We start from the raw sequence: 13,204 nt of genomic DNA, 5'->3' as shown, positions 1-13,204 counted from the left end.
GAGCGCCGCTCGCGCCCGTGCGGCGGGGGCCTCCGTCAGCCCCGGTCGGCGGGGTCGGGGGCGGCCACGGGGAGCCAGACACGCATCGTCGAGGGGCCCCGGTTGGCCCACGCGTGGTACTCCACCAACGCCACGTCGTCGAGCACCTCGCCGGTCACCGGCACCGGCTCGGCGCGGTAGGGCCAGTCGTGGTCGTGGGAACGCACCCGACGGCAGCGCAGGGTGACCCTGCCGTCGGCGAGGCTCGGCGGCCGGTCGGTGTCGACGCGGAGGTCGCCGACCGTGTCCCCACCGGGCACGTCCACCGACTCCAGGGCGAGCACGAGAGGGCCGCGCTCCACCGCGACACAACCGCGCACCGCGTCGACGCGCGCGTCCGGGTAGGTGAAGCGGGGCGCCACCGGCAGGGACAGCACGACCTCGTCGCCGCGCCGCCACGTCCGGTGTTCGGTGATCACGCCGGAGCCGACCGGGCGGGTCTCGCCGTCGACGGTCACCGTCGCGCCCGTGGTCGCCCAGCCGGGCACGCGCAACGACAGCGACCAGGGACGGTCGTCGTCGCTGTCGATCCGCACCCGGATCTGCCCGTCGTGCGGGTAGCCGGTCTCGACGCTCACCGACACCGCACGCCCGTCGGGGAGGCGGTGCGCCACCTCGCCGGGCACGTACTGGTGCAGTTGGAGTCCGTCGTCGTCGGACGTGGCGACGTACGCCGCCAGGCCGGCCATGGTGCGGGCCACGTTCGTCGGGCAGCACGAGACCTCGAACCAGGGCGCGCGCAGCGAGGACGCGGCACGCAGGCTGGGCCGGTCGGTGTCGGGCCGGGTGCCGAGCTCGCGGCGGTGCAGCGTGTTGGTGTAGAAGAAGCTCCGCCCGTCCACCGCCGGCGAGGTCGCCACCACGTTGAACAGCGTCCGCTCGATCAGGTCGGCGTACCGGGGGTCACCGTCGACGAGCAGCAGCCGCCACGCGAGCAGCACCGAGCCGACACCCGCGCAGGTCTCCGAGTACGCGCGGTCCGGCGGCAGCACCCAGTCCTCGCCGAACGCCTCGTCCTGGTGGCGCGAGCCCTGCCCGCCGGTGACGTACGTGCGGCGGGCCACGGTGTTCTGCCACTGGTCGCGTACCGCCTCCAGCAGGCCGGCGTCCTTCAGCTCGACCGCCACGTCGACCGCGCCCGCGGCGAGGTAGTTCGCCCGCACCGCGTGCCCACGCAGCACCGTCGCCTGCCGGACCGGACGGTCGTCCTGGAAGTACTCTCGACCGAACTCCACGTCGCCGAGCCGGCCGTGGCCCCGCCGGTCGACGAAGAGGGCCGCCTGGGCCAGGTAGCGGTCGTCACCGGTGGCCCGGGCGAACTCCACCAGCGCCGCCTCGATTCCGGGGTGCCCGCAGAGGCCGTCGATCCCGTCCGGTCCGAACGTCGCACAGACGTTGTCGGCGGCGCGGCGCGCGACGTCGAGCAGTCCGTCGTCCGCGCCCGGACGGGTCCGCGCCCGGGCGACCGCGGCCTGCAGGAGGTGACCGACGCAGTACAGCTCGTGGCCCCAGGCCAGGTCGGACCAGCGCGGCGCCTGCCCCGGTCGGCCGAAGTTGGTGTTGAGGTAGCCGTCCGGCTCCTGCGCGGCGGCGACCCGCCGCACCACGGCGCGAAACCTGGCCTCGAGCCGGGCGTTTCCCGTCCGGCCGATCTCCCAGGCCATCGCTTCGAGGAACTTGTAGATCTCGGAGTCGGAGAACTCCCGGCCCCGGCGTGCCCCGTCGAGGACGCCCTGCGCGGCGAGGTCGAAGTTGCCGAGCCACCCCTCCCGCTCGAGCCAGTGCTCGATGTGCGCGAGGGTCGCCTCACCGTTGACCGACTGGCGTTCGGCCCAGAACCCGCCAGTGATCCGCACGTCGGTGATCCCGAGCGGCCGGAGCCGGCCGCGGACCGGCAGGGCGGGTGCGGCCGTGAGTGCGCTGCCGCTCATGGTCATCCCTTCAGCGCGCCGGACATGAAGCCGCGCACGTAGTGTCGTTGGAGCAGCAGGAACAGGACGATGCACGGCAGGGCGAGGACCACGACGCCCGCTTCGGTCGCCCCGTAGTCGACGACACCCTGGACCTGGCCGCGCAGGTTCGACACGGCGAGCGGAAGCGTCTGGCGCTCGGTGTCGTTGATGAGGATCAGCGGCGCCATGAAGTCGTTCCAGGCGGCGAGGAACGCGAACAATCCCACGGTGATCAGGCCCGGCTTCACCGCGGGCAGGAGCACCCGCCACAGCGCGGCGAACGACGAGCACCCGTCGACCAGCGCGGCCTCGTCGAGTTCGCGCGGCACCGCCTCGAAGGAGATGCGCATCAGGAAGGTGGCGAACGGCAGCTGGAACATCGTGAGCACGAGGGCCACCCCGACGAGCGAGTTCTGCAGCCCCACCTCGTTGAGCAACACGTAGAGCGGGATCAACAGCGTCGCGTAGGGGACCATGAGGATCGCGAGGGTGAGCAGGAAGAGGAGGTTCCGGCCGGGAAACCGGAACCGCGCGAACGCGTACCCACCCAGCAGGGAGATCAGCAGGGTCAGGACGACCGTCAGCAGGGAGACGAGGGTCGAGTTGGCGAGGTACCGCCAGATCCCGGCCTGATAGTTCGCCAGCGTCTCGTAGTTGCCGAACCCCCAGCCGTCCACCTGGTTGGTGCCGGCCTGCGGGCTGACCGAGGCCACCGCCGTCCACACGAGCGGAGCGAGGAAGATCAGCGCGACCGCCGCGGTGAACACCCAGTACGGCGTGCGCAGCGCGATCCCGGCGATGGTCACGCCCCGCGAGGTGCCCGGTCCGCGGGCACCGGACGGCGCCGCGACGGGCGGGGCCGCGCCGGCGGTGGGTGAGGGGGAACTGGACACGACGGCCATCGGCGTCAACTCTCCTCGGACCGGAAGGCGCGCAATTGCAGGGCGTTGATGAGAATCAGGGCCAGCAGGACGATGACGGAGATCGCGGCGGCCAGACCGAGGTCGTTCTGGCCCTGGAACGCCACCGTGTAGATGAGCTGGACGACGGTGATCGTGCTGTTGTCCGGGCCGCCCTTCGTGAGGATGTAGAACTGCTCGAAGGCGAGCAGTGAGCCGGTGACGCAGAGCACCGTGGTCAGTGCGAGCGTCGGGCGCAGCAACGGCAGGGTGATCTTCCGGAAGGTCTGCCACCGGCTGGCGCCGTCGGAGCGGGCGGCCTCGTAGACGTCCGCCGGTATGCCTTGCAGGCCGACGAGCATCAGCACCATGTAGAAACCGGCGTAGCGCCAGACGATGAGGAAGGTCGTGGAGAGCAGCGCGGCGGTCGGGGAACCGAGGAAGGTGAAGCCCAGGCGGTCCATCAGGGGTGCGAGCGGGCTCGCGTACGGCGAGTAGAGGACGTAGAACAGCAGGGAGGCCGAGGCCAGCCCGAGGGCGCTGGGAATCAGGAACGACGCGCGCAGCAGGCTGTTCCACCGGCTCGACTCCTGCACGAGCAGGGCCAGCCCCAGGCCGAGAGCCAGCAGCAGGACGGTCGCGAGCACGGTGTACTTGACGGTGAACACCACCGAGTCGGTGAAGAAGCGGTGGTCGATCGCCTTGGTGAAGTTGTCGGGCGCGTTGATGCCCTGGTCGCCGGTGAGCAGCGGCCAACGGGAGATCGACATCTTGACGACGAGCAGCAACGGCACGACGAAGAGCGCGGCGACGAAGACCGCCGTCGGTGTCGCGTAGAGCCAGCCGAGCAGTGCCCGACGGCCGCGGGGGCGGGCGCGGCCCCGCACCGCCGCACGGGGCGAGCGGGACGGCGTGGTGACACTCATCGGGAACCTCTCGTTTCTTCCGCGTCGGACCGTCGTCGATCAGGACCGCGTCGCGGGCGTACGCCGGCCGGGGACTGCCGCGGTCGACGCACGCCCGTGACGGCCGCTACTGCTTGAGAACGGCGGTGATCTCGCCGTTGTCCTTCTGCACGTCGCCGCTGCCGTTGAGCACCTGGTTGCGGACGAGGGTCAGCCAGGGGCTGTTCGGCGCGTTGAACGCCTGCTGGAAGTTCAGCGCGACGGGGGTGTCGCCCTTGCCGGCCACCTCGTTGATGGTGACCAGCCGCGGGTCCTCGGCGGCGTACTTGTTGCTCGCGAGGTCGGCGCGCGACACCACGTCCTTGTTCTTCGCCAGCACCTCGACCTGGGCGTCCTCGGACATCATCCAGCTCAGGAAGTTCCAGGCCTGCGCCGCCTTCTTGGAGTCCTTGGAGACCCCGATACCGTCCCCGCCGACGAAGGTGGAGGCGCCGCCCCCGGGGCCGGGGATCCCGGCGACGCCGACGTCGAACGGGGTCGAGGAGAGCAGCGTCGCCGGGTAGAACATCAGGCCGACCTTCCCCTCGGTGAACGGCGCGGTCCACGTCGGACCCGTCTCGCCGGCCGACGCGGGCAGTACGGCGCCGGACTTCCACAGGTCGTTCCAGGTGCTGTACACCTTCTGCGCCGTGGGGTCGGCGAGCTTGGACTCGGTGCCGTCCTCGCTGAACACCTGACCGCCGGCGGCCCAGATGGAGGGGAACCAGGTGAAGACGAGGCATCCGCCGCAGTTCAGGCCGGTCGCGGTGCCGTAGACGCCGTCCTTCTTCAGCGCCTGGACCGCCTTGGCCGCGGCGGCGTACTCCTCGAGCGTCGCCGGAGCCTTCTCCGGGTCCAGCCCGGCCTCCTTGAACAGCTGCTTGTTCCAGAACAGCATCGAGAGGTCCAGCACGAACGGCAGGACGTGCTCCTTGCCGTCGACGGTGCCGGCCGCGAGGTGCCCCTTGTTGATGGAGTCCTTGAAGTCGAGGCCCTTGATGTTCGTGCTGAGGTCCTGGAAGAGCCCCTGGCTCACCCAGTTCGGCACGTAGACGATGTCCGCGGCGAAGAGGTCCGGAAGGCCGCCGGACCCGGCGGCCGCCCCGACCTTGGCCACGTAGTCGTCGTTGGGCACGACGGTCAGCTTGACCTTGTTCTGGTGGCTGGAGTTGTAGGCGTCAACGAGGAGCTTCGCCTGCTTCTCCAGCGGGGCACGGGTCCACATGGTGAGTTCGCTGCCGTCGTCGACGCCGGTGGGTCCGGCCTCGGCGACGCTCGGGCCGCTCGGTTCGTCCCCGCTGCACGCCGCCACGCCGACGGTCAGGGCCGCCACCAGGACGCCCGCCAGCGAACGCAGGGCTGTACGTCTGCCCAGGGTGCTCCTCATGTTCATCTCCTCGGGTCACATCGTTCGCAGGGCGCTGTGCGGCCCCTGCGGGGTGAAGGCTCACGTTCGATCAGGGGTATCCGCCCGGGGGTGACGGTCGCCGGCCGCGCGAGCGTGCGGTGTGGACCGTCGGGGCGGCGGCGTCGGGTGTGGCCGCTCGGCCCGGTGAACTCGTCGCCGAGGACTTCGCCGTGCGGCACGGCCGCTGTGCGCGATGTTCCGTACCGCCCCATCGCGTCTACGCCTCCCGCCGGATCCGGCGCGGCTCGTGCGTCACATCGTCACCGCCGCGGCAAAGTGGTGGGTGTCACTGCTTGCCGCTAGGGTGTCGCACGAAAACGATTTCGGCAAGATGTCTAACGGGTAAAACACGAACCGCCTTCGACGACCGGGTCCACCGTTCCCGTAACCGCGTCTTGGCACTACGGTTGGTCCGGCGGGCGAGCGTCCCGCCCCGCTCGATCATCTGAAATATTTGCGAAAGCCTTTCGGAGAGGGGATTGCCGGGCGGCCGTTGTCGAGGGCGGTCGGCAGTGCCGCCCCCCGGCGGGCGCCGCGACGACCCCGTCGGGCGACCGGCACCCGGCGGACGGTCCCGGAGACACGTCGTGGATCTCACGACCCGACTCGGCGGCCGACCGCTCGCGCATCTCGAGCACACGGGAGGCGGCGGCGTTCCCCGGTGCGGACCGGTCCGACCCGCGGACGATCCCGATCCGGACGGCTCGCGCGGGCACGGCCGGCACCGCGTCCTACGCTGCCATCCGAAAACCTTTTCGGAAAAGCCCTTGTCGGGTAACAGCTTGGCGACGCCGATGGCGTACCGTGGGTGGCTAGGCTCAGCTCGGGTTCGAAATGACACGTCGAAAGGGTTTCGATGGGCAGGCAACGCACGCAGGCCGTGACCTTGAGCGACGTCGCGCGTCGGGCCGGCGTCTCCGTGGCCACCGCCTCGAAGGCGCTCAACGACCGGGGCGAGGTCGCGCCCGCGACCCGGGAACGCGTGCTCCGGGCGGCGAGCGAGCTGTCCTTCCACCCCAACGCGCTGGCCCGGGGGCTGATATCGGGTCGCACCCGGACCATCGGCCTGCTCACCGACGAACTCGGCGGTCGCTTCTCGATGCCGATCCTGTTGGGCGCCGAGAACGCCCTCGGCAACGAGCAGATGTCGGTGCTGCTCTGCGACGCCCGCGGGGATGCCATCCGCCGCCACCACTACATCCGGACGCTGCTCGCCCGCCGGGTCGACGGCTTCATCGTGGTCGGCGACAGCAACGACGTACGGCCGTCCCTCGCCCGGGACATTCCCGTCCCGGTCGTCTACGTCTACGGCGAGTCCGCCGAACCCGAGGACGTCTCCCTGCTGGCCGACGACGAGGGCGGCGCCCGCCTCGCCGCCGAGCACCTCGTCGCTCTCGGCCGGCGCCGGATCGCCCACGTCACCGGGCCGCACAGCTACCGGGCCGCCCGCGACCGGGTCACCGGGCTGCGGGCCGTCCTCGAGGAGCACGGGCTACCCCTGGCCGGCCGGGAGCCGCTCTACGGCGAGTGGTCGCAGCGCTGGGGCCGGCACGCCGCCCACATGCTCCTCAGCGCCGACCCCGACGTCGACGCCGTCTTCTGCGGCAACGACCAGATCGCGACCGGGGTCGCCCAGACATTGCTCGACCTCGGTCGCCGGATCCCCGACGACGTCGCCATCGTCGGCTACGACAACTGGGAGGACTTCGCGACCGACTGCCGGCCTCCCCTGACCACCGTCGACCTCAACCTCGAGCAGCTCGGCGCGAGCGCGGTCATGCACCTGTTCGCCGCGCTCGACGGGACACCGTCGCGTGGGGTCCTCCGGCAGCCCTGCCGCCTGGTCGTCCGTGAGTCCACCGGCCCGGCTGCCCCGCCGGCTCCCCGGCGTCCTCGCGAGCCGCAGCGGGACGAGGCGCTGCCGTGACCGGTGCGGACACCAGCGCCGTCGACGCCACCAGCGGCATCCGCGGCGTCGCGCGCGGAGCGGCTTCCCCACCGGCGCATCCGGCCGCCCGGGTTCCCAGCGCTAAAGTGATCGACGATGCCGAGCAGAAGGTAGGGCCAGTGCCTCGGGGAGGTTCAGCGGATCAGGCGGAGACCGGCAGCACGCCGCGGCCGCGGGCGACGATCATGCGGGACGTCGCACGGCTCGCCGGCGTGTCCCATCAGACCGTCTCGCGGGTGCTGAACAATCATCCGAACGTTCGGCAGGAGACTAGAGAGCGTGTCGTCCAGGCGATGGAGGCGCTCAACTACCGCCGCAACCTGGCCGCGCGCACGCTGGTCACCCGACGCTCCGGCACGCTCGGCATCGTCGGCTTCGAGAGCACCCTGTTCGGCCCCGCCTCGATGCTGTACGCCATCGAGGACGCCGCCCGCGCCGCCGGCTACTTCGTCAGCGTGGCCACCGTCCGCCGCCTCGACCGGCAATCGGTCCTCGACGCGGTCGACCGGCTCGCACAGCAGTCGGTCGAGGGCATCATCGCCATCTCGCCGAAGCCGGCCGTGACCAACGCGCTCGTCGAGGTGGCGTCCGTGCTCGCCTGCGTCGGCGTGGGCGGCGGCGCGGACGACGACAGCGTCCCCACGGTCCGGATCGACAACCGGGCCGGGGCGGCCCTCGCCACCCGCCACCTTCTGGACCTCGGCCACGCCACCGTGCACCACGTCGCCGGCCCGGCCGACTGGCCGGAGGCGGTGGAGCGGGTCGAGGGCTGGCGGGACACCCTGTACGCCGCCGGCGCGCTCGTGCCACCGGTCGGGCCACAGGAGTGGAGTGCCCGGTCGGGCTACGAGCAGGGCAGGAAGCTGGCGGCCGACCCGACCGTCACCGCGATCTTCTGCGCGAACGACCAGATCGCCCTGGGTGTGCTGCGCGCGCTGCACGAGGCGGGCCGGCGGGTGCCCGAGGACGTGAGCGTCGTCGGGTTCGACGGCATGCCCGACTCGGAGTACTTCCTTCCGCCCCTGACCACCGTCCGCCAGGACTTCGCCGAACTCGGCCGGCTGAGCATCGACATGCTGCTCCGCAAGATCGGCTCGTCGGGGCACCCCATCGAGCACATGCTGCTGGCTCCCGAACTGGTCGCCCGCGAGAGCTCCGCCGCGCCGAGGGCCTGACCCGCCGCCCGCCGGCCGCGGCTCACCTCGCGCGTCTCACACCCGCAGCGGCAGGTGGTCGCGGTGCAGCCGGAACGCGTCGAGGTCACCGGCGTCGACGGCGAGCCGCAGGTCCGGCAGGTGCCGCGCGATCCGTTCGAACATGATCCGGCTCTCGAGGCGGGCCAGATGGGCGCCGAGACAGAAGTGGATCCCGTGCCCGAACGCGATGTGCCGGCGCAGGTCCGCGCGGTGGATGTCGAACTCGTGGGGCCGGTCGAACACCGCCGGATCGCGGTTGGCCCCCCACAGCGACAGCCCCACCCGATCGAACGCCGGGATCCACCCACCACCGATCACCACGTCCTCGAAGGCGAACCGCGGCGGCACGATCTCGACCGGTCCGCGGAACCGGAGTGTCTCCTCGACCACGGCGGCCGCGAGCGCGGGCCGCTCTCGTAGCGCCTGCCACTGCGACGGGTGCGTGAGAAGGAGCCGGATGCCGTTGACGATGAGGTCGACGGTTGTCTCCTGGCCCGCGATCAGCAGCAGTTGCACGAGCGCCACGAGCTCGTCGCGGTCGAGCCGCTGCTCGCTGTCCTCCTGCGCGGTCAGTTCGGACACCAGGTCGTCGCGGGGGTCCGCCCGTCGCCGGGCCGCCAGTTCGTCCAGGTAGGCCGCGAACTCGCGGGTGGCGGTCGGTCCGTGCGGGCTGGCCGAGACGATCGCCGCGGACCAGGCCCGGAAGCGCGGGCGGTCGGCCTCCGGTACGCCCACCAGCTCGGCGATGACGTTCACCGGCACGGGGTCGGCGAGGTCGGCGACCGCGTCGATCCGACCCCGCCGCCGTGCCTGCGCGACGAGGCGATCGGCGAGGGCGCCGATCCACGGCTCCAACCGTGCCACCGCCCGTGCCGTGAAGCCGCCGCTGACCAACCCGCGCAGCCGCGTGTGGTCGGGCGGGTCCAGGTTGATCAGTTGGCGCGCCTCGATCCTGGCCACCTCGTCCGTCGGAGGCGGCCGCGACTGACGCGGCACTGGGCAGTGCCGGTGGATCGCGTGCCCGATCCCGGGATGACGGAGGCCCGCCACGACGTCCGCGTGTCCGGCGACCACCCAGAGCCGGTTGCCCGCCGCATCGACCTGGAGCACCGGCCGGCCGGCCCGCCGTACCCGGTCGTAGAAGTCGTGCGGGTCACGGCGGACCGCCGGCGTCCACAGCTCCGACACGTCGAAGGTGGTGGCGGCCACGGCGCCCTCCTCGATCGGTCGCGTCCACCCGGCACGGTCAGCGTCTCGCCCGCGTCGACCGGGCCGTGGCGGCGGCGCAGGACGGTTCGCGTGGTCGCAGGACCGACCGAGGCATGATGTTGAGCGTTAACATAGATACATTTCGTGGACGTGTCAAACCCCGAACTTTCTTGGATGCAGGGATTGACGCTCGCTTAAGTGAACGCTCACACTCCCAGCAGGCGGCGGTTCCCGTCCACGGTGGCGCGTCCACCCGTCCACACCCCAGCGGCCCGCCTCAGCGGTGCGAGCCGGGCCTACCTCGACCCCGCGGACCCGGACACCTGGCCAGGCGGCCTGCACCTATTCCCACGTTGGAAGGACGATCTCCAGTGGCCCCATCCGACAAGCTCTCCGTCAATCGACGTCAGCTGCTCCAGGCCTCCGCTGTCGGCGCCGCCGCGGCGGCCGGCGTCGGCGCGCTTCCGGCGGCCGCCCAGGCCGCGCCGACGGCCGAGGCGGCGGCCACCCCGACCGGGCTCCGGCCGGCCGCGCCCTCTCCCGGCCCCGGCGGCACCGCCCCGGTCCGGCCGTTCCAGCTACGGGAGGTGCGGCTGGGCAACGGCCTGCTGCAGGAGAAGCGTGACCGCACCAAGGACTACCTCCGGCAGTTCGACGAGCGGCGCTTCCTGGTGCTCTTCAACAACCAGGCCGGCCGGCCGAACCCGTCGGGGGTCTCCGTGCCGGGCGGCTGGGAGGACGGTGGGCTGCTCAGCGGCCACTGGGCCGGACACTTCATGACCGCCCTGGCGCAGGCGTACGCCGACCAGGGCGAGCCGATCTTCAAGACCAAGCTCGACTGGATGGTCGACGAGCTCGCCGCCTGCCAGAGCGCGATCACCGCACGGATGGGCACCGGCGGCCCGGGGGGCGAGGACCCGCAGGAGCCGCCGCAGATCGGCCGGGTGCCGGGCCGGTTCGGTAACGGGCTGCGCCTGAACGGACCCAGCCGGGCGCAGTACGTGACCCTTCCCCAGGAGGCGATCAGCCAGCTCACCGACTTCACCATCGCCACCTGGGTGAATCTCGGCTCCACCCAGAACTGGAGCCGGCTGTTCGACTTCGGTCAGAACACCACGGTCAACATGTTCCTCACGCCGCGCGCCGGCGCTGCCGGAAACGCGCCGCGGTTCGCGATCACCGTCGGCGGATCCGGCGGCGAGCAGCAGATCAACGGCAACACCCCGTTGCCCACCAACCAGTGGGTGCACCTGGCCGCCACCCTCTCGCAGAACACCGGAACGCTGTACGTCAACGGTCAGCCCGCCGGCACGAACACCAACATGACGCTCAACCCCTCGCACCTCGGGAACCCCGGCAACCGGTGGATCGGCCGATCCCAGTACGGCGACCCGTTCCTGGACGCGACCATCGACGAGTTCCACGTCTTCGACCGGGCCCTGACCCCGCAGCAGGTGCAGTCGCTGCTGGACTCGCCCGCCGGGACCACCGGCGGCGGGACGATCGCCTGGTACCGGTTCGACGAGGACGGCGGCACCACCGTCCCCGACTCCTCCCCGAACAGCCGCGACGGCGGTGTCGTGCCGAGCCAGGACGGTGGAACCGCGCTCTGGGTTCCGACCCATCCGGGTTACCTGGGCGCCATCCCGGAGGACGCCGTGCTCCGGCTCGGCCCGCCGCGCTGGGCCGTCTACGGCGGCAACGCGAGCACGAACACCTGGGCCCCCTGGTACACCCAACACAAGATCATGCGGGGCCTGCTGGACGCGCACTACCACACGGACAACCAGAAGGCCCTCGACGTCGTCACGACGATGGCCGACTGGGCGCACCTCGCCCTGACCGTCGGCGACAAGAACCACCCCGACTACACCGGGCCGATCACCCGCGACAACCTGAATTACATGTGGGACCTCTACATCGCCGGCGAGACCGGCGGGGCGAACGAGGTCTTCCCCGAGATCTACGCGCTCACCGGGCAGGCGAAGCACCTGGACACGGCGAAGTTCTTCGACAACCGGGAGTCGCTCTTCGACCCGTGCGTCGAGAACCGCGACATCCTCGTCGTCACACCGGAGACCAATCCCGGCCGTCGCCGCCCTGACCGGCTGCACGCCAACTCGCACGTGCCGCAGTTCGTCGGCTACCTGCGCGTCTACGAGCACAGCGGCGACCGCGAGTACTTCCAGGCCGCGAAGAACTTCTTCGGCATGGTGGTCCCGCACCGCATGTTCGCCAACGGCGGGACCAGCGGGAACTACCCCGGCTCCAACAACAACATCGAGATGTTCCAGAACCGGGACAACATCGCGAACGCCATCGCGCAGGGCGGCGCGGAGACCTGCACCACGTACAACCTCATCAAGCTTGCCCGCAACCTGTTCCTCCACGAGCACGACGCGGCCTACATGGACTACTACGAGCGGGGCCTGCTGAACCAGATCACGGGCTCCCGCGCCGACACCACCAGCGTCAGCAACCCGCAGGTCACCTACTTCCAGCCGCTGACCCCGGGCGCCAACCGCAGCTACGGCAACACCGGCACGTGCTGCGGCGGGACCGGGTTGGAGAACCACACCAAATACCAGGAGACGATCTACTTCAAGTCGGCCGACGGCCGGAGCCTGTGGGTCAACCTCTACGCCTCGTCCACCCTGAACTGGGCGGAGAAGGGCTTCGTCATCACCCAGGAGACGACGTACCCGCGGGAGGACCGCACCAGGCTGACCGTGAACGGCAGTGGCCGGCTCGACATCAAGCTGCGGGTGCCCGGCTGGGTCGAGAAGGGCTTCTTCGTCTCGATCAACGGCGTGGCGCAGAAGGGCAACCCCAAGCCCGGCAGCTACCTGACCCTGAGCCGCACCTGGCGGCGCGGCGACACCATCGACATCCGGATGCCCTTCAGCATCCGGATCGAGCGGGCGCTGGACCGTCCCGACACGCAATCGATCTTCTGGGGTCCGGTCCTCCTGCAGATCCTCGGCAACCCCGGCAACGGCACCTACCGCGAGCTGTCCCTCTACCGCCACCTGAAGCGCGACGGCGACTACGCCCGCTCGGCCATCACGCACGCGAGCACCACGGCGTCGGGTGACCCGCTCTTCACCACGCACGAGCTCACCCTGCGCCCGTACTACATCAGCGACACCCAGCCCGTCTCGTCGTACTTCCGCCGGGTCGAACCGACGATCGTCTTCGGGCCCATCGACACCGGCGTGCCGAACCACAAGCGCGACGACGGGCTGCCCCGGTACGACGTACCCGTCGCGGGCATCCCCTCGCCCGGCGACGACGGCCCGACCTTCCTCGACCTGGTGTGGGACCACGCGCCCTTCGCCAGCCACGGTCACTTCGTGTCGACGGTCGCCCTCATCGCCGCGCAGTTCCGCAGGGCGGGGCGGTTCAGCCCGGCGGACCTGGCTCGCGTGGTCTCCGGCGCCGCCCGGGCGAACCGGGAGCTCACACCGTAGGGGCGGCTCACCGCCGCTGCCGAAACTCGCCGTCCGCGCGGGCGGTGGCCTGGTCGCCGACCGGGCCGCCGCCCGCGCGGCCGCGCGGCTCCCGCCCCGGCCGACCTGCGGCCGGGATGACCGGCAGGAAGCCGCCCCG

8 protein-coding genes are annotated in these 13,204 nt (G+C 71.2%); 3 read left to right on the top strand and 5 right to left on the bottom strand.

Annotated features, from left to right (window positions below; translation table 11 throughout):
• Positions 1-35 precede the first annotated feature (35 nt).
• From O7603_RS32840 to O7603_RS32825, 4 genes are all read right to left on the bottom strand, one after another.
• Entirely contained in the window at positions 36-1,970 is a 1,935-nt protein-coding gene (locus O7603_RS32840) for a beta-L-arabinofuranosidase domain-containing protein (RefSeq protein ID WP_281573560.1), read from the bottom strand.
• Positions 1,971-1,972: 2 nt separating this feature from the next.
• Positions 1,973-2,893, bottom strand: a complete 921-nt coding sequence (locus O7603_RS32835; RefSeq protein WP_281573559.1) for a carbohydrate ABC transporter permease — start codon at positions 2,891-2,893, stop codon at positions 1,973-1,975.
• A gap of 5 nt (positions 2,894-2,898) precedes the next feature.
• A complete protein-coding gene (locus tag O7603_RS32830; RefSeq protein WP_281573558.1) occupies positions 2,899-3,816 on the bottom strand; it encodes a sugar ABC transporter permease in 918 nt (305 codons plus the stop codon).
• Between the two features lie 106 nt (positions 3,817-3,922).
• Positions 3,923-5,221, bottom strand: a complete 1,299-nt coding sequence (locus tag O7603_RS32825) for a sugar ABC transporter substrate-binding protein (RefSeq protein ID WP_281573557.1) — start codon at positions 5,219-5,221, stop codon at positions 3,923-3,925.
• A gap of 877 nt (positions 5,222-6,098) precedes the next feature.
• On the opposite strand from O7603_RS32825, the gene O7603_RS32820 reads away from it, so the two are divergent.
• Complete coding sequence (locus O7603_RS32820; RefSeq protein ID WP_281573556.1) at positions 6,099-7,169, top strand: LacI family DNA-binding transcriptional regulator; 1,071 nt, start codon at positions 6,099-6,101, stop codon at positions 7,167-7,169.
• A gap of 206 nt (positions 7,170-7,375) precedes the next feature.
• Positions 7,376-8,365, top strand: a complete 990-nt coding sequence (locus tag O7603_RS32815; protein WP_281573555.1) for a LacI family DNA-binding transcriptional regulator — start codon at positions 7,376-7,378, stop codon at positions 8,363-8,365.
• A 36-nt stretch (positions 8,366-8,401) separates the two neighbouring features.
• On the opposite strand, the gene O7603_RS32810 is transcribed toward O7603_RS32815, so the two are convergent.
• Positions 8,402-9,595, bottom strand: a complete 1,194-nt coding sequence (locus O7603_RS32810; protein WP_281573554.1) for a cytochrome P450 — start codon at positions 9,593-9,595, stop codon at positions 8,402-8,404.
• A gap of 371 nt (positions 9,596-9,966) precedes the next feature.
• On the opposite strand from O7603_RS32810, the gene O7603_RS32805 reads away from it, so the two are divergent.
• Positions 9,967-13,065, top strand: a complete 3,099-nt coding sequence (locus O7603_RS32805; protein WP_281573553.1) for a beta-L-arabinofuranosidase domain-containing protein — start codon at positions 9,967-9,969, stop codon at positions 13,063-13,065.
• Positions 13,066-13,204 lie beyond the last annotated feature (139 nt).

Origin of the sequence: Micromonospora sp. WMMD812, from assembly GCF_027497215.1 — a bacterium.
Taxonomy (GTDB): domain Bacteria; phylum Actinomycetota; class Actinomycetes; order Mycobacteriales; family Micromonosporaceae; genus Micromonospora.
This window is presented reverse-complemented; position numbering and strand designations above follow the sequence as displayed.